This is a genomic window from Paraburkholderia sp. MM5384-R2 (assembly GCF_014201025.1).
Taxonomy (GTDB): domain Bacteria; phylum Pseudomonadota; class Gammaproteobacteria; order Burkholderiales; family Burkholderiaceae; genus Paraburkholderia; species Paraburkholderia tuberum.
Genome location: NZ_JACHDI010000005.1, coordinates 72,885 through 96,564, shown reverse-complemented (window position 1 = coordinate 96,564; position 23,680 = coordinate 72,885). Strand labels below are relative to the sequence as shown.

The following is a 23,680-nucleotide window of genomic DNA, read 5'->3' as shown; positions in this document are numbered from 1 at the left end:
ATCGGACTCCTTTGCAAGATCTGACGCAGCCGTCAACGCGTATCACGCCGCCAGCAAGCCCGCCTTCGTCGAAGGCATCGCGATGAAACGCGGCAGTGCCTCCACGCGCTGCAGCCACGCGCGAATGTTCGGATACGGCTGCAACGACACGCCGCCCTCGGGCGCGTGAGCGATATACGTGTGCGCGGCAATGTCGGCGATCGTGACGTGCGCGCCAGCCACGAACGGCTTACCGGCAAGCTCCTCGTCGATCACGTCGAACAGCTTGACGGCGATCTGCTTCGCACGTTCGTGGTCGAGCGGCGCGCCGAACACGGTCACGAGCCGCGCCGCGCACGGCCCGTAGGCGATCTGGCCAGCCGCGAGCGACAGCCAGCGCTGCACCGCCGCGGCGCCGCGCGGATCGCCCGGCAGCCACGATGCGTCGCCATAGCGCTTCGCCAGATAGACCAGAATCGCGTTCGAATCGAACAGCGTGAGCTCGCCGTCCTGAATCGTCGGCACCTGACCGAATGGGTTCAGCGCGAGGTACTCGGGCTTGCGGTTGTCGCCCGCCTTCATGTTCAACTCGATGACCTCGAACCGCAGATCGAGCAGCGTCAGAAACAGCTTCACGCGATGACCGTGGCCTGAAAGCAGCGTCGTATACAGCTTGATAGGCTCGGCGGGTCTGACAGCGGGCATGGATGGCTCCGGATACGTTGAATGACACGCCCAGCATACGGCGTAGGCACTGTCGCGCGGAAGCCCGATAATCCGGGAAACACAGTCAAGCGAGAATGGACAATCGATCATGGCCGATGTGCGCAACGTGAACCTGAACCGCCTCGCGATCTTCGTCGCGGTCATCGACGCGGGCTCGCTGAGCGCCGCCGCGACGCGGCTCGGGCTCGCGAAGACGATGGTCAGCACGCACATGCAGAGGCTCGAGGCGGAGGTCGGCGCGAGCCTGCTGGTGCGCACCACCCGGCGGCTCGGCGTCACCGAGGCGGGCCGCACGTTCTATGAGGCGAGCGTGAAGATTCTGCGCGCCGCCGAGGACGCGCTGAACGCGCTCGGCGGGGAAACCTCACCGGTGCGCGGCACGCTGCGCGTCAGTGCGCCGAACGACTACGGCACGCTCGTCGTCGCGCCCGCGCTGGTCGAACTGCGCCGCACGCATGCGCAGCTCGACGTCGAGCTGCTGAGCAGCGACCGCTACGTCGATCTGATCGCCGATGGCATCGATGTAGCAATCCGGCTTGGTCGCCTCGCGGATTCCAACTATCGCGCGGTGAAGCTCGGCAGCTTCGTCAAATGGCTCGTCGCGAGTCCGGAGTTCCTGCGGACCTGGGGCATGCCGGGCACGCCGGCCGCGCTGGAGACGCTGCCCTATTGCGCGTTGTCGGTGCTGCCGCATCCGTTGACGCTCGATTTGCGGCACGTCGACGGCAAGATCGCGAGTGTGCGCTGCGCGTCCGCGTTGCGCGTCAACACGGCCGATGCCTGCCGCGCGGCGACGCTCGCGGGCGGCGGCATCGGTCTGTTGACGGATTTTTCGATCGCGGACGACGTCGCGGCGGGACGGCTGATCCGGCTGCTGCCCGAATGGGCGAGCGCACCGGCGAGCATTCAGGCCGTGTTCCCGCCGACGAGTCACCCGCCGGCGAAGGTGCGCGCGTTGATCGATACGCTGAAGCGAAGGCTCGCGGCGGAGCCCGCGGATTAGCACGGCAGATCCTCCTGGCGCTCCCATTCCAGCGCAACGGCGGTTAGCTTCTATCCGCGTTATCGCCCGATTTGCTCTACTGCGACGATGCGCGCCGCACCCCGCGGCCTCGCCTGATCGTCAATGTGGAGAGCTTATGTCCGCCATTTCCCGTCCTGCTCAAGGGGTTCTCACCGTCGCGTGTCCGAGCGCGGCGGGCCAGGTTGCCGCCGTCGCTGGCTTTCTCGAACGGCATCGTTGCTATGTCGACGAACTCACCGTATTCGACGACGAACTGAGCGAGCGCTTTTTCGTGCGCTGCGTGTTTCACCACGTCGATCGCGACGATGCGCTGCAGATCGCCACGTTGAAGCAGGAATTCGCGCCGATCGCCGAACGCTTCCGGATGACGTGGGCGATCCACGATCTGTCGAGCCGGCCGAAAGTTTTGATCATGGTTTCCAGGCTCGAACACTGTCTCGCCGACCTGCTGTTTCGCTGGCGCATGGGCGAACTGAAGATGGACATCGTCGGCATCGGCTCCAATCATCGCGATCTCGAACCGCTCGCGCGAGCGCACGGCCTGCCGTTCCATCATCTGCCGATTACAGCCGACACGAAGCCACAGCAGGAAGCCGGCCTGCTCGAGCTGTTCGATACGTCCGGCGCGGAACTGCTGATTCTCGCGCGCTACATGCAGATCCTGTCCGCCGAAACGAGCCGGGCGCTCGCCGGGCGCGCGATCAATATCCACCATTCGTTCCTACCCGGTTTCAAGGGAGCGAGACCGTATCATCAGGCCCATGCGCGCGGCGTCAAGGTAATCGGCGCCACCGCGCATTTCGTCACCGACGATCTCGACGAAGGTCCGATCATCGAGCAGGGAGTCGAACCGGTCGATCACTCGTACAGCCCCGAACGGCTGCTGACGACCGGACGCGACGTCGAATGCATTACGCTCGCGCGCGCGGTCAAGGCGTTCGTCGAGCGGCGTGTGTTCATCAACGGCGAGCGCACCGTCGTGCTGCGGTAAACAGAAAAACGCCGCTGAAAAGCGGCGTTTTCGTGTGCTGCGCCGACGCCTGGCCGAGTTACTTCACCCAGCTATCCACCCGGTCCGCATGCGCGCTGACCCACGCGTCGGCCGCTGCAGCCGGCTTTTCGCCATTCTGCGTGGCCAGCATCACAGTGTCGATCTCGCCCGGCTTCCATTGGAACTTCTTCAGGAACGCGACCACTGTCGGCGCTTTTTTCTCGAGCTCGGGATTCACCACGCTATCCACGTGCTCGGCTTCACCGAATACCTTCTTCGGATCGTCGAGGAATTTCAGCTTGTACTTGGCGAACATCCAGTGCGGCTTCCATCCGGTCACGATGATCGGCTTGCTGGCCGCCTCCGAGCGCGCCAGTTCGGCGGTCATCGCGCTTCCGGAACTCGGCATCAGCTGATAGTCGAGCCCATAGGCCTTGATCGCCTCGCTGGTTTTCTGCATCACACCCGCGCCGGCGTCGATGCCGACGATGCGCGCGCCGAACTCCGCCTTCTTCGCCTGCAGATCGCCGACGCTCTTCACGTCCGCGTTGTCCGGCACGATCAGACCGATCTTCGCGTCGTTGAAGTTCGGCCCGAGGTCGACCACCTTGTCCTTGAAGTTGTTCCAGTAGGCGCCGTGCGTGACCGGCAGCCACGCGGACAGCGTCGCGTCGAGATCGCCGCGCGCCACGCCCTGCCACATCACGCCGGCCGCCACCGGCACCAGTTGCACCTGATAACCGAGGCGTTTTTCGATCACCTCGGCGGCCACGTTCGAGGTCGCCACGCTATCGTCCCAGCCCTCCACGTAACCGATCTTGATGGTCGGCTTCGAATCGGCCGACACGCCCGCACTGACCGCCGCCAGCATCACCCCCAACGCGCTTGCCACCACTATCTTTCCGATCAGTCTCATCGACGTTCTCCCGTTGATCCATTTGCCCATTGACGCGTTTGCCATCGAACCGCACATCGCGTATTTAGAATCGCCAACCAGAATTGCCGGGTAGCGTTGTTTTGCGACATCCAGTTGTCCGCATGCGACTTCCACGCAATTCCGCCCTGTGTTTGCCGTGTTCTTGCGGTGTTATCAGTCGTATTACTTGTCGACGACGAGATCGGTCAGCGGCTTGCTACAGCACAGCAGCACCATGCCCTGATCGATCTCGCGCTGACGGATACCGCCCGCGTGCTTCATCGCCACTTCGCCGGACACGAGCTTCACCTTGCAGGTGCCGCACATGCCTTGCGTGCACGACGCCGGCAGCCGCACGCCCGCCTGCTTCGCCGCATCGAGCACATGCTGGCCGCCGCCGCACTCGATCTCGCGATGACTGCGCGTAAAGCTCACCTTGAAACGCGTGGCGGTTTCGGCCGGCGCGCACGCATCGCTCAGCGTGTGCGCGAAATGCGCTTCGGCCAATTGTGCGGCCACTTCGCTGACGGTCTCGAACGAGAAGCTTTCCTCGTGGTAGTGCTGGCGATCGAAGCCGCCTTCATCGAGCAGATCGCGCACCGCCTGCATATACGGCGCGGGGCCGCACGTGAAAATCTCGCGCTCCAGAAAATCCGGCGCGATCAGTTTCAGCAGCGGCAGCGTCAGAAAGCCGGTGATGCCGGGCCAATTGGTGCGCGTGCCCACGCGTTCGCAGACGAACGCGGTGCGGAAATGCGCCTGATTGGCGGCGATCAGATCGAGCTCGCGCGCGAAGATGATGTCGTCCGGCGTACGCGCGCTGTGCACGAAGACGATATCGCTGTCCTCGCCGAGTTCATGATGCGCGCGGCTCATCGACATCAGCGGCGTGATGCCCGAGCCCGCCGACAAAAACAGCAACTTGCGCGCCGGATGCCGCGCGCAGGTGAATTCGCCGGCTGGGCCCAGCACGCGTACCTGCATACCGGCATGCAGGTGGTCGTGCAGCCAGTTGGACACCGGGCCGCCCGGCACGCGCTTGACGGTGATCGAAATCGTATGCGGCCGGGTGGGCGCAGACGAGATCGTATAGCAGCGATTGACGCGCTCGCCGTCAATCTCCAACTCCAGCGTGATGAATTGCCCCGGCTCGAACACGAACGCCCGACCGGATGGCGCGCGGAAGAAGAAACTCTTCACGTCGTGCGTTTCGCTGCGGACCTGGCAGCACTCCAGCGTATCGTCGGCGTCGCTGTTCCAGCGCGCCGGCAGCGCGTCCCAGAAGCGCGGCTGCGTGACGCGGCTCGGCGCGTCAGCTGGATTCTGCGAAGTCTGCTCGATGTCCGCTTGAAACATGGCCTGATCGCGCATCATGGTTGTCCCCCCGCTCCTCATTGCGGTCTGGCGCTCAGCGCACGAACGACACGACTTTCTCGTCGTGCACCGCCCGTGGGTTCGCGTCGTAATCCGCGAGACGGCCGATATACCACTCGCAGAACTTTTCGACGAGTCCTTCGGTGAACGGCGAATAAGGACCCGGCTCATACGCGCTGCTCGTCGCGCCGCGCTGCGAATATTCGACGAGCGCGCGATCCTGGTCGTTGGTCGCGCGCCACACGGCGGTCAGATTGTCGACGTCGTAATCGATGCCTTCGCGCGCGTCCTTGTGCACGAGCCATTTGGTGCGCACCAGCGTCTTGCCGGCCGACAGCGGAATCACCGAGAAACTGACGATGTGGTCGCTCATGAAGTGATGCCACGAGTTCGGCTGGGTCCAGAACGACAGGCCGCCGAGATCCGCGTGCCTGAAACCGCCGAGCAGCTTCTTCGAGGCGACCTTCGCGTCGAGCGTCTGCGATTCGCCGTCGCGATCGAGCGGCAGACGTTGCGTACGAAACCCGGTGACCAGGTCGGCGAGCCGCTCGATTTCCGCCGACGGCAACTGCATCGCCTCCCACTGCGCGGTGCGGCGCGCGACCGTCGTCTCGAACGCGGCCATGCCCTCCTCGTTCGCCGGCGTGCGCTGATAACCGAAACCGTATTCGTACAGCGAGATGGTCAGCTCCGGATGGTTCGCCACGCAGTGATAGCACTCGCGATTGTTTTCCATCGTCAGCTTCCAGTTGCCCTCCTCGATGATGTCGATCGACGCGGCGATCTTGCAGCCGGCCAGATCGTGCGGCAACAGATACGGTTCCATCGCGGCGCGCATCACGGCGAAATCGGCGGGCGGCTGCTCGGCGAGGCAGATGAAAATCAGTCCGGCGAGATTTTCGACATGCACCGCTTTCAGACTATGTTTGCAGCGCTCGAACTGCTCGCCCATGTGCTCGGCGAACATCAGGTCGCCATTGAGGCTATACGTCCAGCTGTGATACGGACAGACGATATTGCCGAGCGAGCCCTTGCCGGTATTGCACAGACGCGCGCCGCGGTGGCGGCATACGTTATGAAACGCACGCACCCGCATGTCGTCGTCGCGCACGATCAGGATCGAATCGTCGCCGATCTCGGCCGTCACATAGTCGCCCGGCTCGGGCACGTCTGGCTCGACCGCGACCTGAATCCAGTGCTGACGGAAAATCGCATCGATGTCGAGCGCGAAGATGGGCTCGCTGGTATAGAACGGCGCTTCCAGTGTGTAATTCTGCTTGCGGCGTTCGATCATTGCGCGAACGTCTGCGGAAACTTTCATTGTGTGCTCCGTTGCGTGTCACGTCTGGCGCCGCGCCAGGCCCTCCTGGTCGCATGCTGGCCCGAGCCGGAATTCAGTAATCCACCAGTTGATGCTCGCGCAAATACGCGAGTATCACTTGTGCTTTTTCGACGGAACTCCCTTCAATTACGACGCTGCCGCCGCGGCTCTCGGTCGTCGTCGCCGACAGCATGCGCGCGTGGCCCGAGCGCTTTTCGGCGGCGGCGAGGCGCACCGGTTTCGCTGTGGCGGGGCCGATCGTCCATGCGGACTGTTCGGGAGTGGCGCCGTGCCGCGCGTCGGCGACCGGCGCGACGGCGCGCTCGATCGTGCCTTCGCGCATCCGTGCATAGGCGTACGACGTCGCGACGTTCGCGAGCGGATGCACGGCAACCAATGCCGGCAGCCGCACTTCGACGCGCCGTCGCAGGCCCTTCGGCATGAACTGCCGGACCTGCGCTCGACCGTCGCGCAGCGCCAGATCGACGGCGCCGCCGACGAGCGGCACCGCCAGCGCATGCGCGACGCGATACGGCAGCATGCCGCTATCGAAACCGCCTTCGGCGCGCGTGCCGGTCAGCACCAGTTCGTAGCCACGCAAACGCCCGGCGAGTTGCGGAGCAGGATCGGCGTCGGGCGGCATCTCGAGCACTTCGATCGAACGCGCGCCGAGCGCCAGATACTCGTTCAACGCGGCGTTCGACGGATCGCCCGCATGCAGCACGTCGAGCGTCGCGCCATGCGTTCTGACGAGCGACAGCGCCAGCGTCAACGCCGCCGCATCGTTGCGGCTGTAGCGCGCGACGCCGCTGACCGGGTGACGTCCGACTGAAACCAGCACGGCGATCTTCATGCGAGCACTCCTTCGGCAAGCTTGCCCGGCCGCAGCAGCGCGGCCGAGGTGGCGCGGGCACCGCGCGCCGCGGCCGCCGCCTCGTCGAGCGCCGCGATGGTTTCCTGCGCGTCGGCGATCACGGTCAGATTCGCGCGCTTCGCGATCGGCGCGCTCGCGTCGAGATTCACCGCGATCACATGGCGGCAATCCTTGATGCCTTGCAGATGCTGCACCGCCCCCGAGATGCCGAACGCGATATACACGCTCGCCTCGACGGTCTTGCCGGTCGCGCCGATCTGCTTGTCGCGCGTGAACTTGCCGTCGTCGACGGCAACCCGGCTGGCACCGATCGCCGCGCCGAGGGTCGTCGCGAGTCGCTCGAACGCGGGCACGTCGCTGACGCCGTTGCCCGCCGACACGATGAAATCCGCCTCCTCCAGCGCGACCTGCGCCGCGTCGATTTCGTCGATGCCGAGATCGCATATCGCGCGTTGCGAGACCGTGCTGTCCGCTTCGCGCTCGAAGCGCCACGCGACCCGCTCGCCCGCGCCGACGAACGGCAGCTTCGGATCGACCGCATTCGGCTCGAGCAGCACGACCTCGGGCAGCGCGCGGCTGGCGAGCGCCGAATTCGCGCGAATATAGGTGCACGCGTGCCCGGCATCGATCTCGACGACGTGCGTCGCGACGCTTGCATCGGCCGCCGCCGCATAGCGGCGGCCGAGGTCGCCGTCGCCGGTCGCGTTGTCGGGCAGCAAGACATGGGCTGGCGCATAGGCCGCGACGCAGGCCGCCAGCGCATTCAGTTCATCGTCCGGCGCGTACGTGCGGCGATCGAACATCGGCAATTCGATCAGCTTGTCGGCGCCGAGCGCGGCGGCATCGCCGGCGAATTCGCCGAACACCAGCAGCACGACTTCGGTGTGCGTGTCCGCGATCAGCGCGGCGGCGGCGAGCGTCTGGCGCGCGTGTTCATCGAGCGCGCCGCGATCCGTGTGCGCCGCGACCAGCAGCACATGGCGCGGCGCGGCCGTCGTGCGGCGCGGCTTCGGCTGTTCGCGATGCCCGGCATGACGCGCATCAGCCAGCGACGCACTGCCGCCGGCGTCCGCGATGCCAACGACGCCGAGCGTGATGCGCCTGAGTCCTTGTGCCGTCACCGTGAACGGCCGGCGCGGATCGATTCGTTTGAGCGTATTCATCATCGCGTTACTCCAGCGCCGCGGCGACCAGTTCGGCGACGTCCAGCACTTCCGGTCGCGGCCCCACCACGCCTTCGAGCATCGCGGTGCAATTCGGACAGCCGACCGCGACGATCTCCGCGCCGCTCGCGCGCGCGTCGTCGATACGGATGTCGGGAATCCGCCGTTTGCCCGGGATATCGGTCAACGGTGCGCCGCCACCGCCACCGCAGCAGCGTCCACGCAGGCCGTGACGCTCCATCTCGACCACCTTGATGCCGATGCTCTTCAGCACCCGGCGCGGCGCTTCCGTCTCGCCGTTGTAGCGGCCCAGATAGCACGGGTCGTGATACGTGACGTTGCGCTCCGCGACGGCGGCGGCCGCGCGCGGCGACAGCTTGCCGCTCGCGATCAGTTCGTCGATCAGCGCCGTGTGATGCTGGACCTGATAGAACCCGCCGAGCGCGCGATACTCGTTGCGCAGGCTATGCAGCACATGCGGATCGGCGGTAACGATGCGCGCGAACGAGTACTGCGCGAGCGTCCCGATCAGCGTACCGGCCAGTTGCTGGAACGTCGCTTCGTCGCCGAGCCGCCGCGCGGTGTCGCCGGTATCGGTCTCGACACCGCCGAGCACCGCGTAATCGACGCCCGCGCGGTTCAGCACCTTGACGAGCGCGCGCAGCGTGCGCTGATAGCGCATGTCGAACGCGCCTTCGCCGGCGATCAGCAGCACGTCCACGTGACGGCCCGGCTGCGCGACCTGCACCTGCAGATCGACGGCCCAGTCATAGCGCGCGCCGATGTCGTAGCCGTTGAGGCTGCCGGTTTCGCGCAGATTCGCGAGCGTCACCGGCCCCTTGCCCGGCACGCTACCTTCGACGAGCGTCTGATTGCGGCGCATGTCCACGATCGCGTCTACGTGCTCGATCAGCATCGGGCACTCCTGCACGCAGGCGCGGCAGGTCGTGCAGGACCACAGCGTGTCCGCTTCGATCAGCGTCGAGACCAGCGGCTTGCCGGGTGCGCCCGCGTGCTTGCCGACCGGAATGCCGGGCGTCGGGCTGCCTGCGTACTGCGCGTCGGTGCCGCCGACCATGCCGGTTACCAGATCCTGAATCAGCTTCTTCGGATTGAGCGGCTGACCGGCCGCGAACGCGGGGCACGCCGCTTCGCATTTGCCGCATTGCACGCAGGCGTCGAAGCTGAGCAACTGGTTCCAGCGGAATTCGACCGGCTTGCCGACGCCGTATTCCTTCTCGTCGAGCAGCGGGATTTTAAGCGCGGTGGGCGGCACGGCATCGCCAGCGTGACGCGCTGCGGTGGAATCGGCAAAGCGCTCCTGACGCGGATGAAACGCGAGATGCAGCAGTCCGGCCAACGCATGTTTCATCGGGCCGCCACGCGCCGCGCCGAACGTCATCGTGAACGCGCCCGCCGCGATCAACAGCGCGACGATCACCGCGAGCGCGCCGGACATCGCCGTCGCCGGAAGCGCGATGAACAGCGCGAGACCGAGCGCGAACGCGCCCAGTAGCAACGGCAACTGATCCCACGGCCCGCGCGAGAGTCGCGCCGGCATCGTCTTCGCGCCATGCCGGCGGCGCCACACGAACACCGTGCCGATCAGCATCGCCAGCGCGGCGAGAAAGATCAGCTTGTCCAGCCACGGCGAGTAGATCGCGAGACCGTAGTTGACGAACACGAGCGCCATCGCGAGGATCGCTCCGCCCGCCGTGGCAACGTGCGTGCGGGCGATATACGGATCGCGCGCGACCACATGATGCAGGTCGACGAAGTAACGCTTCGGGATCGCGAGCAGATTGGCCCAGCCATAGGCGCCCGCGACGGTCGCGCGGCCCTCGCGCCAGTAGGCGGCGCGGCGCGCCAGCGCGAACGCGAGACCGGCCACCGACACCCACAGCAGGACGGTGATGACAAACACGGGGCTCATCGTCAGAAATCCTTGCAAAGGCGCAGCGCATCGTAGATCGCGCCGTGAATGTTGTGCATCGAGATGCAGTCGCCGACCCGGAACAGCAGGAAGCGGCCGTCGCCGAGCAGCTCGTCGAGACACGGTTGCGGTTCGGACGCGAACAGTTTGTGCACGTCGACCTGGCCGCGATTGACCGATTCAGGCTTCAGCTTCCAGTAAAGCCGGTCGTTCGGCGTACTGCCGTTTTCGATCACCACCTGATCGACCGCGCGCTCCTCCTGCTCCTCGGTGTACTCGTTGCGGATCACGGCGATCTTCTTGCCGTCCTCCTCGTACACCCTGTCGAGCCAGTAATTGGGCGTATGGATCACGCCTTGCGCGTACAGACGGCGATAAAAGATCGGGAACGTGGTGCCGCCGACGTCGTCGGCGACCTTCACGTCGGGCGTGACGATCTCCACGTTGGCGCCGCGGCTCGCGATGAAATCGGCCACACCCGCGCCGGCATGCGTGCTGACGCCGTCGTACACGAGCACGTTTCTGCCCGGCTCGACCTTGCCGGCCAGCACGTCCCACGAACTGACCGCGAGCCCCGCGTCGACGCCCCACGCCGCGACCTGCGACGTGAACGCCGAACCGCCGGTGGCGAGCACGACGATGTCGGGCTTCTCGGCCATGATGGTCCGCTCGTCGGCGGCGACACCGAGGCGGCGGTCCACGCCGAGGCGCTTCGTCTCCATGTCGAACCAGCGCACGATGCCCGCCATCTGCTCGCGCTGCGGCGCTTTCGCCGCCAGCATGATCTGGCCGCCCACGTGATCGTTCTTTTCGAACAGCACCACGTCGTGACCGCGCGACTTCGCGACGCGCGCCGCTTCGAGCCCCGCCGGCCCCGCGCCGACCACCACGACCTTGCGCTTCGGCCCGCGCGTCTTCGCAATTACGTGCGGCATCGTCGCTTCGCGCGAGGTCGCCGCGTTCTGCACGCACAGCACGTCGAGCCCGTTGTACTGACGGTCGATGCAGTAGTTCGCGCCGACGCACTGCCTGATTTCGTCCTCGCGGCCATCGCGGATCTTGATGACCATATGCGGATCGGCGATCTGTGCGCGCGTCATGCCGACCAGATCGACCATGCCGCTCGCGAGCAGCCGCTCGGCCTGGCCCGCGTCGCGAATGCTTTGCGCGTGCATCACCGGCACCTTGACGACCTGCTTGATGCCGGCCGCGAGATGCACGAACGGCTCGGGCGGCAGCGCCATCGGCGGCATGCAGTTGGCGAGCGTATTGTGGGTGTCCGCGCCGGAACCGATCACGCCGAGATAGTCGATCAGGCCGGTCTCGCTCATCGCCTGGGCAATCTCTTTCAGCTGGTCGTGATCAAGCCCGTCTTCATGGAATTCGTCACCGCACATGCGCAGGCCGACGCAGAAGTCGGCACCCACCGCCGCGCGCACCGCCTGCAACACTTCGACGCCGAAACGCAGGCGGTTTTCGAGCGAGCCGCCCCATTCGTCGGTACGGAAGTTGGTGCGTGGGCTCCAGAACTGATCGATCAGATGCTGGTGCGCCGCGGAGATCTCGATGCCGTCCATGCCCGCATCCTTCACGCGCTTCGCGGCCGCCGCGAAGTCGCCGATGATGCGGCGGATTTCTTCGACCTCGATGATCTTCGCGTTGCCGCGATGCACCGGCTCGCGCACACCCGACGGCGACATCAGATGCGGCCAGTGCTCGCCGTGAAACGCCGAGCGGCGTCCCATGTGGGTGGCCTGAATCATGATTTTCGCGCCATGCGCGTGCATCGCTTCGGCGAGCCGCGCGAGCGGATCGACGATCCGGTCGGTGGCGAGATTCACCGACTTCCACCAGCCTTGCGGGCTGTCGATCGACACCGGGCTCGAACCGCCGCATACGGCGAGTCCGACTCCGCCCTTCGCCTTTTCCTCGTAGTAGCGGATATAACGGTCGCCGGGCAGGCCACCCGGCTCCGCATAGACCTCCGCGTGCGCGGTACTGACGATGCGATTGCGCAGCGTCAGCTGGTTCAACGTGAGCGGCTTGAAAAGGTTCGGGTAACGCATCGCGATCGACCTCGAAATGCCCGGATTAGATTGACGCGAGCGGCGAGACTTCGAACACGCAGTGCTCGTGTCCCTCCGCCGCGCAGCGCGCTTCTTTCGACTGCGACGGCGGGCCCTTGCGCGCGCCGTCGGGCGCGGTATCGTTGACCCAGTCCATCGCGCCCGCGAACCAGCCGGCGAACATGTAGCAGAGCTTGCCGGTCTTGCCCGGTTGCGCGAGCACGAACGACGAGTGCCGCAATTCGATCCGCGCATGCGAGCTGGCCGGATCGGCTTCGATGATCCTGAAGATGCCCCAGCCGCGCTGCGACAGACGGTTCAGGTAATGCTCGAATACCGCCATGCCGGCAAGACCATGTTGCTTCGCTTCCTTCTCGCACCAGAAATAGGCGGACTTGTGACCGGCCTTGTAGAGAATCCCGGCGTACGTGTCGCGGCCGAGCGCTTCCTCGACGGCGACGTGGTTGTTGGTGAAGAAGTGGCGCGGCACGTACAGCATCGGCAGCGCGTCGGTGGTCCAGACGCCGGTGTCCGGATCGACGTCGATAGGCAGTTGGGGTTGCATGTGGAGACTCCGTTTCGTATCCGCTATGAAAACAAGGGTTAAAGCTCACACCTTCCAGACTTCGCCGAACACCCGTACCCAGTTTTCGCCCATGATCTTGCGGATGCGCGTCTCGCTCCAGCCGGCGCGTTCCATCGCGGCGGTCAGGTTAGGAAACTCGCCGATCGTGCGAATGCCTTCGGGATTCACGACCTTGCCGAAGTTCGTCAACTGGCGATAACGGCCCTTGTCGTGCGTGATCCAGTCGAAAAACTCGGTGCTGTATCCCTGCGTGAAATCCGTGCCGATCCCCACCTGGTCCTCGCCGATCAGGTTCACCACGTACTCGATCGCCTCGATATAGTCCTCGACGGTCGCATCCGGTCCGCGCTTGAGGAACGGCGCGAACATCGTCACGCCGACGAAGCCGCCCGCGTCCGCGATCTCCTTCAGCTGCTCATCGGTCTTGTTGCGCGGATGCTCCTTGAGCCCGGACGGGCAGCAATGCGAATAGCAGACCGGCTTCTTCGACGCCGCGATCGCCTCCGACGACGTCTTGCCGCCCACATGCGACAGATCGACCATGATGCCGACGCGGTTCATCTCCTGAATCACTTCGCGCCCGTAGCCGGACAGACCGCCGTCGCGTTCGTAGCAGCCGGTGCCGACCAGGTTCTGCGTGTTGTAGCAAAGCTGCACCACGTTGACGCCGAGATCCTTGAACGCTTCGATATAGCCGAGGTTGTCCTCGAATGCATGCGCGTTCTGGAAGCCGAAGATGATGCCGGTCCTGTTCTCTTTCTTGGCGCGGAAGATGTCGTCGGGGGTGCGCACCAGCGTGAGGATCTCGCTGTATTGGCGGATTTGCTGCTTCATTTCGGCGATGTTGTCGACGGTCTTCTGAAAACTCTCCCAGACCGACACCGTGCAGTTCACCGCGGTCACGCCGCCCTTGCGCATGTCCTCGAACACCGAGCGCTCGAACTTCGAAATGTTCAGCCCGTCGATGATGATGCTGTTCTCGTGCAGTTGACTCATCGTTTGCTCCACGCGTACTCAGTAAATGGGAAAGCGCTCGCACAGCGCGAAAATCTCGCGGCGCACGCGTCGTTCGGTTGCGGCATCGCCTTCGGGCGACACGCGCAGCGCATCGAGCACCTCGACGATCAGACGCCCGACCTCGCGAAACTCGCTGACGCCGAAGCCGCGTGTCGTGGCCGCCGGTGTGCCGAGGCGGATGCCGGAGGTGATGGTCGGCTTCTCCGTATCGAACGGAATGCCGTTCTTGTTGCAGGTGATGCCCGCGCGCTCCAGCGCCTGTTCGACCTGATTGCCCTTGAGCCCCTTCGGCCGCAGATCGACCAGCAGCAGATGGTTGTCGGTGCCGCCCGTCACCAGATCGACGCCGCCCGATGTGAGCACCTCGCCCAATGCCCGCGCGTTCGCGAGCACGCTGTCGATATAGGTTTTGAAGCCCGGCTGCAGCGCCTCGCCGAATGCGACCGCCTTGCCGGCGATCACGTGCATCAGCGGGCCGCCCTGCAAGCCGGGGAACACGGCAGAGTTGATCTTCTTTGCGATCTCCTCGTCGTTGGTGAGCACGAATCCGCCGCGCGGACCGCGCAAGGTCTTGTGGGTGGTCGACGTGACCACGTGCGCATGCGGGACCGGATTGTCATGGCGGCCGGCCGCGATCACCCCGGCGATATGCGCCATGTCCACCATCAGCTTCGCGCCGGCGCCATCGGCGATCGCGCGCAGCCGCGCGAAGTCGAGCGCGCGCGGATAGGCGGAGAAGCCGGCGATCAGCAGCGTCGGCTTGTGCTGTTGCGCCAGTTCCTCGATCTGCTCGTAGTCGATCAGCATCGTGTCGCGCCGCACGCCGTACTGCACCGCGGTGAACCACTTGCCCGACATCGCGGGTTTCGCGCCGTGCGTCAGATGCCCGCCCGCGTCGAGCGACATGCCGAGCACCGTGTCGCCGGGCTTCGCGAGCGCGAGCATCACCGCGCCGTTGGCCTGCGCGCCGGAATGGGGCTGCACGTTGGCAAACTTCGCGTCGAAGAGCTGCTTGATGCGATCGAGCGCCAGCGTCTCGATCGTGTCGACGTATTCGCAACCGCCGTAGTAACGCTTGCCCGGATACCCTTCCGCGTACTTGTTGGTCAGCACCGAGCCCTGCGCGTCGAGCACCGCGCGCGACACGATGTTTTCCGACGCGATCAGCTCGACTTGCGACTGCTGACGCTCGAGCTCTTTCAGAATGGCGCCGCGCACGGCCGGGTCGCGCGCCGCTAGCGAGTCTTCGAAGAAGGGATTCGGGTTCGACATGGAAGGTCCGTGAGAACGTTGACGGGGAGGCTGCTGCGGGTTGCCGGCGGGATCGCGCTGCCGCTTTGCCTTGGGTCTATTCTTGACAATCACCCGGCGCGTCTATTTACGAATTCAGACGCGTTCTTTGCCTTTTCCGCCATGCGCGACCTTTTTCGACAAGTCGGCGCGATCCGGGCGCTCAGCGCTGCACTACGACGCAGTATTCGTGCGCCGATCGGGTGCGCTGCAAGGGCGTCGCCGCGCTGTTCCGGTGCCGCGCGGATGCTTTCATCAGTCGATTGCTTAGCTATTCCAGGCTTTGTGCGCAGTATCCAAGGGTTTAGCCTGATGGCACGGTAGTTGCCCTGATGCTCAGAATTCAGATAGTCGCCCTCCCCACGGCGACGCGACATTTACATCAGGAATCACCGTTCCCATGTCCACCGATCGCACGGCATCGTTGTCGCATTTCGCATTCATGCCGGTCCCCAACTTCACGATGATCGCCTTCTCGAACGCGATCGAAGTGCTACGCATGGCGAACTATCTGACGGGCGAGACGCTTTACCGCTGGTCGATCGTGAGTCCCGCCGGCGGGCCGGTCATGGCGAGCAACGGGCTATCCGTCGATACGGGTCCGGTCGAATGCGTCGGGCAACCCGATATCGTGTTCGTGGTCGGCGGCATCGACGTGCAGCGCTCCACCGCCGCCGAGCATCTGTCCGCGCTGCGCCGTTTCGCGCGCATGGGCTGCGTGCTGGGCAGTCTTTGCACGGGCACCTATGCGCTCGCGCGCGCCGGCCTGCTGGCCGGTTATGCGTGTGCGATTCATTGGGAAAACATGTCGGCGTTGAAGGAAGAGTTTCCCGATACGCGCTTTCTGAAAGAGCTATTCGTGATCGATCGCGATCGCGTGACCTGTACCGGCGGCGTCGCGCCGCTCGACATGATGCTGAACCTGATCGCGCCGCGCGTGGGTACTGCGCGCGTCACGCAGATCGCCGAGCAGTTCATCGTCGAACACGTGCGCGACACCAGCGCGCAGCAGAAGATGCCGCTCGTCGCGCGGCTCGGCTCGGCCAACAAGTCGCTGTTCGAAGTGATCTCGCTGATGGAGAACAACATCGAGGAGCCGCTGTCGCGCGAAGAACTGGCGCGGCTCGCCGGCATGTCGCAAAGGCAGTTGCAACGGCTGTTCCGCGAACATCTTGGCATGACGCCGACGCACTACTATCTGACACTGCGCCTGCGGCGCGCGCGCGAGCTGCTGTTGCAGACCGACATGTCGATCATGCACATCACGATGGCCTGCGGCTTCCAGTCGGCCTGCCACTTCTCGAAGAGCTATCGCGATGCGTTCGGCACCGCGCCGACGCGCGAGCGTCGCAAGCAGGCGCCTTCGCTATCCGGTGCGCCAGTGATGGCGGCTTGATCAATGAACAGAAGCGCCGCGTGCCCGGCAGGCCACGCAGCGCTTTAGCGGCCAACCAAACTCAAGCCGCCTTCAACAACCCGTGCGGGTCGATCACAAACTTCTTCGGCGCGCCGCCGTCGAATTGCCGGTAGCCCTCGGGCGCATCGTCGAGCGACACCACCGTCACGTTGACGATATCGGCGATCGGCAAACGATCCCAAAGTATCGCCTGCATCAGATCGCGGTTGTACTTCATCACCGGCGTCTGCCCGGTATGAAACGAATGCGACTTCGCCCAGCCCAGGCCGAAACGCAAGCTGAGGCTGCCCCGACGCGCGGCGGCATCGGCCGAGCCCGGATCGTCGGTCACGTAGAGTCCGGGAATGCCGATCGCGCCGGCCGCGCGGGTGATTTCCATCAGCGAATTGAGCACCGTGGCCGGAGCTTCCTCGTGTGAGCCGCTGCTGCCATGACCGTGCGCTTCGAAGCCGACACAGTCCACCGCGCAATCCACTTCGGGCTTGCCGAGAATCTGCTCGACCTGTTCGCCGAGCGTCGCATCCTTCGACAGATTGATGGTCTGGAAGCCCATCTTGCGCGCATGGGCGAGGCGTGCCTCGTTCATGTCGCCGACGATCGTGCAGGCCGCCCCCAGCAGGCGCGCGGACGCGGCCGCCGCCATGCCGACCGGTCCGGCGCCCGCGACATAGACTGTCGCGCCAGGCTTCACGCCGGCCATCACCGCGCCGTGATAGCCGGTCGGCAGAATGTCGGACAGGCAGGTCAGGTCGCGGATCTTCGACATCGCCTGCGCCCGGTCCGGGAATTTCAGCAGATTGAAGTCAGCGTACGGCACCAGTACGTACTCGGCCTGGCCGCCTATCCATCCGCCCATGTCGACATAACCATACGCGCCGCCCGCGCGCGACGGATTAACGTTCAGACACACTCCCGTATGCTGCGCCTTGCAAGTCGGGCAGCGTCCGCAGGCGACGTTGAACGGCACCGACACCAGATCTCCGACCTGCAGCGTCTCGACGTCGCGCCCTACCTCGATCACTTCGCCGGTAATCTCGTGCCCGAGTACCAGGCCGACCTCGGCAGTCGTGCGGCCACGCACCATATGCTGATCGGAGCCGCAGATATTCGTGCTGACCACTTTCAGGATCACGCCGTGGCCGATCGATCGGCCGCGTGGATCGACCATCTTCGGATAGTCGATCGACTGCACTTCGACCTTGCCCTGCCCCAGATACACGACGCCGCGATTGCTGCTCATTGTCTCGTCTCCATGTTCGTGAGCGGCACGCCGCACACGCTGCGCGGCGCGCCGTTTCACCAGCGTAGCGGCCGCCCGGAGCGAGACCTGTGTCGAACCCGACACGCGTTTGGCTACAACCGACAACGCCGGCGTCGCTCGCGTAGCGGCCTACAACTTTTTCTTTACCCCCGCGCAACATATCCTCGTTTGCCAGCGGTTCGCAAAAGCCGGATAGTGCTGCCTCAGCCGAATCGCCGATCCACCGATTCACACTCCCCCGACCGAGGACCCGTTTGCGATGAAGACCCGAGCTCTCAAACTGATAACAACCGCCACGTTCGCGCTGCTCACGCTCTGCGCGATCTCACCCGCCAGCCACGCGGCCGAGCCCACCGCCGCGCAGCTCCAACCCACCATCGATGCCGCGATCAGGCCGCTGATGGCGAAGTACCATATCGCCGGCATGGCGATCGGCGTGATCGACGACGGCAAGTCCTACGTCTACAACTACGGCGTCGCATCGACGCAAACCGGCAAGCCGGTCACACGCGACACGCTGTTCGAACTCGGCTCGGTCAGCAAGACCTTCACGGCGACGCTCGCGTCGTACGCACAGCTCGACGGCAAGCTGTCGTTGTCGGATATCACGGAGCGCTATCTGCCGACGCTGCGCGGCCGCCCGTTCGGCCAGGTCAGCCTGCTGAACCTCGGCACGCACACGCCTGGCGGCCTGCCGCTGCAGGTGCCGGACGACATCCACAACAACGCCCAATTGCTGCAGTACTTCCACGACTGGCGGCCCGCTCACGCGCCCGGCACATTCCGCACCTACTCCAATCCCGGCATCGGTACGCTCGGCCTGATCACCGCGAAGACCATGGGACAGGATTTCACCGTGCTGATGCAGCAACGCGTGTTTCCGGCGCTCGGCATGAAGAACAGCTACATCGACGTCCCCGCGGCGAAAATGCCGGACTATGCGCAGGGCTATGCGAAAGACGGCGCGCCGGTCCGTCTGACGGGCGGCGTGATTTCCGCCGAAGCCTACGGGGTGAAGTCGACCGCCGCGGATATGCTGCGTTACGTGCAGGCCAACATGAACCTGATTGCGCTCGACAGTCAGTGGCAGCGCGCGATCACGGACACGCATACCGGCTACTTCCAGTCCGGCGTGCTGACCCAGGATCTGATCTGGGAGCAGTACCCGTATCCGGTCGCGTTGCCGACCTTGCTGGCCGGCAATTCGCCGGAGATGGTCCTCAACGGGACGCCGTCGACCGCAATCAAACCGCCGCTGCCGCCGCAGCAGAACGTCTGGATCAACAAGACCGGATCGACCAACGGCTTCGGCGCGTATGTCGCGTTCGTGCCGCAAAAGCGCATCGGTATCGTGATGCTCGCCAATCGCAATTTCCCGAACGAAGCGCGCGTGAGCGCCGCGCATCAGATCCTCACGGCGCTGGCTGGCGGCAAGCCCTGATACGGCGTGGACTTACGGGCGCAGCCGCGCACGCGCTGCGCCGGCGATCCGCGCGAGCGCATCCGCGCTCAGACGGGCCGCGATTTTCTCGACGTACGCATGATGCCGCGCTTCGAGCGGCGCACCGAGCTCCCGCGCGAGCAGATAGCGGATCAGCGCAATGCGCCGATGACGCAGCGCGATACTTTGATCGAGCAGCGCGAGCGCGGCGCCGGCATCGCGCTCATCGCACGCGCGTGCCGTGAGAAGCGAGGTGGCCGCGCGTGCCGACGTCATGGCGAAATCAGCAAAGCGAAGCGCGCGTCGCTCAGCACATCAACGGCTCGGCGGCGTCGAGCATGATTCTGACGAAGTAATCCGCGAAGCTGCGACGCACGACGATGTCGAAACTGTCGGCGCCCGTGGGCAGCAACGTGATCGACGCCTTGAAATAGTGACTCTGCGCGCACTGCCCCAGGCCGAAAAGTTTGGGATGCAGATCGAGCGGACAGCCGCGCGCGAGCACGTCGCGCGTGCGCGTGCCGGTGATTTCGAGCACCGTATAGCCGCTGCCCACATCGACCGCCGATGCGAACACGCCCGCGAACGCCGCGCCGAGCTTCGCCTGCAACGGCGCCGTGCGCGTCGCATCGTGCGCGGTCGCCGAACGCACGAGCCATTCGTCCGGGCCGAGCCAGACCATGTCGTAGCCGTTGCCGCGCGCGACGGTGTTCGGCTGCTCCGGCGGCTTGCAGCCGATCACCTGTTCCACCGCGCGGATGAACGCCGCGTCGCGCGTATCGCCGCGCACGTTCACGAGTTCGAGAAATGGCCGCTCGCCGAGCCGGAACGCGGCAGTCGCGTTGGCCTGATGCTGTTTCAGCAGCCCATCCACACCGACCAGCGGCGACTCCTGCCACGCGCCGTTTTGCCGCCCGAGCGTGCGGTCCACGATGGACACCGTTCCGCCTGTTTCATTCCACATGTTGACGTGCTCCTTCGCTGTCGTAGAACACCGGACTCGCGATCTTCGCCGCGATCTGTTTGCCGCTCGCGAGCGGAATCGTGACGGTCGTGCCGATCTTGTCGAGACCGCCCTTGACGACCGCCATCGCGATCGAGCGTTGCAGAATCGGGCTGTAATAGCTCGACGTGACGTGCCCGAGCATCGGCGCGGTGTCGCCCTGGAAAGGACCGGCGACGATCTGCGAGCCCTCGGGTATCACGAACGACGCATCCTCCGCGAGCAGCCCGACCAGTTGCTTGCGTCCCGCCTTCGCGGTGTCCGGGCGGGCGAGCGAGCGCTTGCCGAGAAAGTCCTTCGACTTCGCGACGAGCCCGCCCATGCCGAGGTCGTGCGGCGTCATCGAGCCGTCCGTATCCTGGCCGACGATGATGTAGCCCTTCTCCGCTCGCAGCACGTGCATCGTCTCGGTGCCATACGGCGTGATGTCGAACTCCGCGCCCGCGGCCATCAACGCTTCCCACACCGCGCGTCCGACGTTGGCCGGCACGTTCACCTCATACGCGAGTTCGCCCGAGAAGCTGATGCGCATCACGCGCGCCGCCGCGCCCGCGACGGTGCCTTCACGATACGTCATGAACGGAAACGCCGCGTTCGCGAAGTCGATGTCGTCGCAGACCTTTTGCAGGACCTTGCGGCTCATCGGGCCGACTACCGCAAAAGTAGCCCAGTGATCGGTGACCGACGCGAGCCGCACGCGCAGGTCGGGCCATTCGGTTTGCAGCCAGCGTTCGAGCCACGTGAGCACACGCGCCGCGCCGCCGGTGGTGGTCGTCATCATGTAGTGCTGCTCGGCGAGGCGCACGGTCACGCCGTCGTCGAAGATCATGCCGTTTTCGTCGAGCATCAGGCCGTAGCGGCACTTGCCGACTTCGAGCCTGGTCCACGGATTCGTGTACACCCAGTTCAACAGTTTCGCGGAATCGGGGCCCTGAATATCGATCTTGCCTAGCGTCGACGCATCGAGGATGCCGACGCTTGTGCGCACCGCGAGCGCTTCGCGCGCAACCGCCGCGTGCAGATCCTCGCCCGCTTTCGGGTAATACCACGGACGCTTCCAGTTGCCGACGTCCTCGAACGCCGCGCCGTGTTCCACGTGCCATTCGTGCACCGCCGTCTTGCGCACCGGATCGAGCAATTCGCCCAATTCCCGGCCGGCGAAAGTGCCGAACGTGACCGGCGTGTAGTTCGGCCGGAACGTCGTCGTGCCGGTCTCGGGAATGGTCTTACCGAGCGCCTGGGCGAGAATCGCCATGCCGTTGATGTTGCCGAGCTTGCCCTGGTCGGTGCCGAAGCCCATCGCGGTGTAGCGCTTCACGTGTTCGACGGATTCGAAGCCTTCGCGCGCCGCGAGGAAGATATCGGCCGCCGCGACGTCGTTCTGGAAATCGACGAACTGCTTGGGCCCGCGCGTGGCCAACTCGCGTCCGCCGACGAGCCACAGCGGTTCCAGCTTCGTTTCGCTCAGTTCGGCGACCTGCACCGGCTTTGGCCGCGCGACGATGTGCCCGGCCGCGCGCGCCGCTTCGACGCCGGCGTCGAGCGCGAAGCGGATGCCCCGGCCGAGCGTGAAGTCGCCCGCGCAGGCGCCGACGCTGGTCTCAGGCTGGACCGCCTTGCCCGGCACGAAGCAGGCCTTGTCGCCATGCCAATGGGCCCTGCCGCCCGACTGCGCGAACAGATGCAGCACTGGGCTCCAGCCACCCGACATCGCGAGCAGGTCGCACGGCAGTTGGCCCTGCTGAGCGGTGATCTGCCCTTTCGCATACGAGGCGAGCGACACCGACGCGACGCGCAGCTTGCCATGCGCCGCCGTGACGACCGTGCCGTTCAGCACCTTGATGCCATGGCGGCGCGCGAGCGCCGGCAGCGTGCCCTTCGATTCGCCCGCGCGCGGATCGATGACGCTCACCTGCGCGCCGGCCGCTTTCAGATCGAGCGCGCATTGATAGCCGTCGTCGTTGTTCGTGAACACGATCGCATTGCGACCCGGCAGTACCGCATACCGATGCAGATAGCTCGACACCGCCGACGCGAGCATCACGCCAGGCAGATCGTTGTTGCCGAACACGATCGGCCGTTCATGCGCGCCGGTCGCGAGAATCACGCGTTTCGCGCGGATCTTCCACAGCAGTTCGCGCGTGCCCTTGCGCTGCGACACGGGCAGATGATCGGTCAGGCGCTGGGTGACCGTGACGAGATTGTGGTCCTGATAGCCGAACGCGGTGCTGCGGCTCAGGATCTTCACATCGGGCAACTGCCGCAATTCGTCCTCGATTTTCTGCACCCACCGCAGCGCGGGCTTGCCGTCGATCTCCGCGCCGCAGGACAGCAGCGAGCCGCCCAGCTCGGGCTGATCGTCGACGAGCGTCACGCGCGCGCCGGACAAGGCCGCCGCGTGCGCGGCCGCGAGCCCGGTCGGGCCGCCGCCGACCACCAGCACGTCGCAATGCGCGAAGCACTTGTCGTAGCGGTCCGCGTCGCGCTGTCGCGGCGCGGTGCCGAGGCCGGCCGCGTCGCGAATCGCTTCCTCGTACTTCGGCCAGAGTTTGCGCGGCCACATGAAGGTCTTGTAGTAGAAGCCCGCCGGAATGAAGCGCGCGATCTTCTGGTTGATCGCCATGCGGTCCTTCTCGATGCTCGGTTTCGCGTTCACGCTGCTCGCGACGAGCCCCTGGTACAACTCGACCTCGGTGGCGCGCGCGTTCGGCACCGTGTAGGCGCCGGTCTCCAGTTGCACGACAGCGTTCGGCTCCTCGACGCCCGCGGTCACGATGCCGCGCGGCCGATGATATTTCCAGCTGCGCGCGACGAAATGCATGCCGTTCGCGAGCAATGCGGACGCGAGGGTATCGCCTTGATAACCCTGATACTCGACGCCGTTGAACGTGAAGCTCAGCGCGATCGCGCGATTGATGCGCCCGCCGGTCGGGAGTCGGTCTTTCTGGCTCATGATGCTTTGCCCTCTTGTGCCTTTACCTGTGCGTTTGCTGCCTGTGTATCGGTACTGTCCAGCGCCAGCAACGGACGCTCGAACGTCTGATAGCCCTGGAACGCATAGCTGACGGTGTCGCGCTGCGCCTTGAACCAGCGGCGGCAGCCCTGCGTGTGGAACCATTGCTCGCGATGCACGCCGCGCGGGTTCTTGCGCATGAAAAGGTAGTCGCCCCATTCCTTGTCGGTGAGCTTGTCCGTGTCGAGCGGGCGGGCGATGTCCGCCTCGCCGCCGCACGAGAATTCGGTTTCGGCGCGGGGACCGCACCACGGGCATTCGATCAGCAGCATCTGTGTCTCCTTG

At 65.2% G+C, this 23,680-nt stretch carries 20 protein-coding genes; 4 read left to right on the top strand and 16 right to left on the bottom strand.

The window, feature by feature from the left end; translation table 11 throughout:
- Positions 1-42: 42 nt before the first annotated feature.
- A complete protein-coding gene (locus tag HDG37_RS10915) occupies positions 43-684 on the bottom strand; it encodes a glutathione S-transferase family protein (protein ID WP_184046880.1) in 642 nt (213 codons plus the stop codon).
- Between the two features lie 109 nt (positions 685-793).
- Here HDG37_RS10915 and HDG37_RS10910 point away from each other — a divergent pair, with 109 nt between their 5' ends.
- Positions 794-1,708, top strand: coding sequence for a LysR family transcriptional regulator (locus HDG37_RS10910; RefSeq protein ID WP_184046878.1), 915 nt, complete (start codon positions 794-796; stop codon positions 1,706-1,708).
- 136 nt (positions 1,709-1,844) lie between these two features.
- The gene (gene purU / locus HDG37_RS10905; protein ID WP_184046876.1) at positions 1,845-2,720 is read left to right on the top strand and encodes a formyltetrahydrofolate deformylase; all 876 of its coding nucleotides are present in this window, start codon (positions 1,845-1,847) and stop codon (positions 2,718-2,720) included.
- A 58-nt stretch (positions 2,721-2,778) separates the two neighbouring features.
- On the opposite strand, the gene HDG37_RS10900 is transcribed toward purU, so the two are convergent.
- The 10 genes from HDG37_RS10900 to HDG37_RS10855 form a co-directional block, all read right to left on the bottom strand.
- Positions 2,779-3,636 (bottom strand): glycine betaine ABC transporter substrate-binding protein, encoded by an 858-nt coding sequence (locus tag HDG37_RS10900; protein WP_184038367.1) that lies wholly within the window; start codon positions 3,634-3,636, stop codon positions 2,779-2,781.
- Between the two features lie 183 nt (positions 3,637-3,819).
- Complete coding sequence (locus HDG37_RS10895; RefSeq protein WP_184046874.1) at positions 3,820-5,010, bottom strand: hybrid-cluster NAD(P)-dependent oxidoreductase; 1,191 nt, start codon at positions 5,008-5,010, stop codon at positions 3,820-3,822.
- 34 nt (positions 5,011-5,044) lie between these two features.
- Positions 5,045-6,331, bottom strand: coding sequence for an SRPBCC family protein (locus HDG37_RS10890; RefSeq protein ID WP_184046872.1), 1,287 nt, complete (start codon positions 6,329-6,331; stop codon positions 5,045-5,047).
- 73 nt (positions 6,332-6,404) lie between these two features.
- Entirely contained in the window at positions 6,405-7,184 is a 780-nt protein-coding gene (locus HDG37_RS10885) for an electron transfer flavoprotein subunit beta/FixA family protein (protein ID WP_184046870.1), read from the bottom strand.
- Positions 7,181-8,368: an electron transfer flavoprotein subunit alpha/FixB family protein gene (locus HDG37_RS10880; protein ID WP_184047398.1), complete on the bottom strand. Its 1,188-nt coding sequence runs from the start codon at positions 8,366-8,368 to the stop codon at positions 7,181-7,183. Before HDG37_RS10880 ends, HDG37_RS10885 begins: the two co-directional genes overlap by 4 nt.
- 7 nt (positions 8,369-8,375) lie before the next feature.
- A complete protein-coding gene (locus HDG37_RS10875) occupies positions 8,376-10,301 on the bottom strand; it encodes a (Fe-S)-binding protein (RefSeq protein ID WP_184046868.1) in 1,926 nt (641 codons plus the stop codon).
- Between the two features lie 2 nt (positions 10,302-10,303).
- Positions 10,304-12,367 (bottom strand): NADH:flavin oxidoreductase, encoded by a 2,064-nt coding sequence (locus HDG37_RS10870; protein WP_184046866.1) that lies wholly within the window; start codon positions 12,365-12,367, stop codon positions 10,304-10,306.
- Positions 12,368-12,392: 25 nt separating this feature from the next.
- Positions 12,393-12,932 (bottom strand): DUF5943 domain-containing protein, encoded by a 540-nt coding sequence (locus HDG37_RS10865; RefSeq protein ID WP_018425095.1) that lies wholly within the window; start codon positions 12,930-12,932, stop codon positions 12,393-12,395.
- A 45-nt stretch (positions 12,933-12,977) separates the two neighbouring features.
- Positions 12,978-13,949, bottom strand: coding sequence for a dipeptidase (locus HDG37_RS10860; RefSeq protein WP_184046864.1), 972 nt, complete (start codon positions 13,947-13,949; stop codon positions 12,978-12,980).
- An 18-nt stretch (positions 13,950-13,967) separates the two neighbouring features.
- Positions 13,968-15,242 (bottom strand): serine hydroxymethyltransferase, encoded by a 1,275-nt coding sequence (locus tag HDG37_RS10855; RefSeq protein ID WP_184046862.1) that lies wholly within the window; start codon positions 15,240-15,242, stop codon positions 13,968-13,970.
- A gap of 418 nt (positions 15,243-15,660) precedes the next feature.
- Between HDG37_RS10855 and HDG37_RS10850 the strand changes: the two genes are divergently transcribed.
- On the top strand, positions 15,661-16,656 hold the full coding sequence (locus HDG37_RS10850) for a GlxA family transcriptional regulator (RefSeq protein ID WP_184046860.1): 996 nt from the start codon (positions 15,661-15,663) through the stop codon (positions 16,654-16,656).
- 61 nt (positions 16,657-16,717) lie between these two features.
- Here HDG37_RS10850 and fdhA read toward each other — a convergent pair whose 3' ends face one another.
- The gene (gene fdhA / locus HDG37_RS10845; RefSeq protein WP_184046858.1) at positions 16,718-17,917 is read right to left on the bottom strand and encodes a formaldehyde dehydrogenase, glutathione-independent; all 1,200 of its coding nucleotides are present in this window, start codon (positions 17,915-17,917) and stop codon (positions 16,718-16,720) included.
- Positions 17,918-18,197: 280 nt separating this feature from the next.
- Between fdhA and ampC the strand changes: the two genes are divergently transcribed.
- Complete coding sequence (gene ampC, locus HDG37_RS10840) at positions 18,198-19,379, top strand: class C beta-lactamase (RefSeq protein ID WP_184046856.1); 1,182 nt, start codon at positions 18,198-18,200, stop codon at positions 19,377-19,379.
- A 12-nt stretch (positions 19,380-19,391) separates the two neighbouring features.
- Here ampC and HDG37_RS10835 read toward each other — a convergent pair whose 3' ends face one another.
- The 4 genes from HDG37_RS10835 to HDG37_RS10820 are packed head-to-tail and all read right to left on the bottom strand — an operon-like array spanning position 19,392 to position 23,667.
- Positions 19,392-19,655, bottom strand: a complete 264-nt coding sequence (locus tag HDG37_RS10835; RefSeq protein ID WP_018425089.1) for a hypothetical protein — start codon at positions 19,653-19,655, stop codon at positions 19,392-19,394.
- 31 nt (positions 19,656-19,686) lie between these two features.
- The gene (locus HDG37_RS10830; RefSeq protein ID WP_184046854.1) at positions 19,687-20,343 is read right to left on the bottom strand and encodes a sarcosine oxidase subunit gamma; all 657 of its coding nucleotides are present in this window, start codon (positions 20,341-20,343) and stop codon (positions 19,687-19,689) included.
- The gene (locus HDG37_RS10825; protein ID WP_184046852.1) at positions 20,333-23,335 is read right to left on the bottom strand and encodes a sarcosine oxidase subunit alpha family protein; all 3,003 of its coding nucleotides are present in this window, start codon (positions 23,333-23,335) and stop codon (positions 20,333-20,335) included. The genes HDG37_RS10830 and HDG37_RS10825 overlap by 11 nt, the downstream gene beginning before the upstream one ends.
- Positions 23,332-23,667, bottom strand: coding sequence for a sarcosine oxidase subunit delta (locus HDG37_RS10820; RefSeq protein ID WP_018425086.1), 336 nt, complete (start codon positions 23,665-23,667; stop codon positions 23,332-23,334). The genes HDG37_RS10825 and HDG37_RS10820 overlap by 4 nt, the downstream gene beginning before the upstream one ends.
- Between the last annotated feature and the right edge of the window lie 13 nt (positions 23,668-23,680).

What these genes read in the sequence shown, in the direction of transcription:
- HDG37_RS10915 (WP_184046880.1), bottom strand. Translation starts at nt 684, where the DNA reads ATGCCCGCTGTCAGACCCGCCGAGCCTATCAAGCTGTATACGACGCTG.
- HDG37_RS10910 (WP_184046878.1), top strand. Translation starts at nt 794, where the DNA reads ATGGCCGATGTGCGCAACGTGAACCTGAACCGCCTCGCGATCTTCGTC.
- purU (WP_184046876.1), top strand. Translation starts at nt 1,845, where the DNA reads ATGTCCGCCATTTCCCGTCCTGCTCAAGGGGTTCTCACCGTCGCGTGT.
- HDG37_RS10900 (WP_184038367.1), bottom strand. Translation starts at nt 3,636, where the DNA reads ATGAGACTGATCGGAAAGATAGTGGTGGCAAGCGCGTTGGGGGTGATG.
- HDG37_RS10895 (WP_184046874.1), bottom strand. Translation starts at nt 5,010, where the DNA reads ATGATGCGCGATCAGGCCATGTTTCAAGCGGACATCGAGCAGACTTCG.
- HDG37_RS10890 (WP_184046872.1), bottom strand. Translation starts at nt 6,331, where the DNA reads ATGAAAGTTTCCGCAGACGTTCGCGCAATGATCGAACGCCGCAAGCAG.
- HDG37_RS10885 (WP_184046870.1), bottom strand. Translation starts at nt 7,184, where the DNA reads ATGAAGATCGCCGTGCTGGTTTCAGTCGGACGTCACCCGGTCAGCGGC.
- HDG37_RS10880 (WP_184047398.1), bottom strand. Translation starts at nt 8,368, where the DNA reads ATGAATACGCTCAAACGAATCGATCCGCGCCGGCCGTTCACGGTGACG.
- HDG37_RS10875 (WP_184046868.1), bottom strand. Translation starts at nt 10,301, where the DNA reads ATGAGCCCCGTGTTTGTCATCACCGTCCTGCTGTGGGTGTCGGTGGCC.
- HDG37_RS10870 (WP_184046866.1), bottom strand. Translation starts at nt 12,367, where the DNA reads ATGCGTTACCCGAACCTTTTCAAGCCGCTCACGTTGAACCAGCTGACG.
- HDG37_RS10865 (WP_018425095.1), bottom strand. Translation starts at nt 12,932, where the DNA reads ATGCAACCCCAACTGCCTATCGACGTCGATCCGGACACCGGCGTCTGG.
- HDG37_RS10860 (WP_184046864.1), bottom strand. Translation starts at nt 13,949, where the DNA reads ATGAGTCAACTGCACGAGAACAGCATCATCATCGACGGGCTGAACATT.
- HDG37_RS10855 (WP_184046862.1), bottom strand. Translation starts at nt 15,242, where the DNA reads ATGTCGAACCCGAATCCCTTCTTCGAAGACTCGCTAGCGGCGCGCGAC.
- HDG37_RS10850 (WP_184046860.1), top strand. Translation starts at nt 15,661, where the DNA reads ATGTCCACCGATCGCACGGCATCGTTGTCGCATTTCGCATTCATGCCG.
- fdhA (WP_184046858.1), bottom strand. Translation starts at nt 17,917, where the DNA reads ATGAGCAGCAATCGCGGCGTCGTGTATCTGGGGCAGGGCAAGGTCGAA.
- ampC (WP_184046856.1), top strand. Translation starts at nt 18,198, where the DNA reads ATGAAGACCCGAGCTCTCAAACTGATAACAACCGCCACGTTCGCGCTG.
- HDG37_RS10835 (WP_018425089.1), bottom strand. Translation starts at nt 19,655, where the DNA reads ATGACGTCGGCACGCGCGGCCACCTCGCTTCTCACGGCACGCGCGTGC.
- HDG37_RS10830 (WP_184046854.1), bottom strand. Translation starts at nt 20,343, where the DNA reads ATGTGGAATGAAACAGGCGGAACGGTGTCCATCGTGGACCGCACGCTC.
- HDG37_RS10825 (WP_184046852.1), bottom strand. Translation starts at nt 23,335, where the DNA reads ATGAGCCAGAAAGACCGACTCCCGACCGGCGGGCGCATCAATCGCGCG.
- HDG37_RS10820 (WP_018425086.1), bottom strand. Translation starts at nt 23,667, where the DNA reads ATGCTGCTGATCGAATGCCCGTGGTGCGGTCCCCGCGCCGAAACCGAA.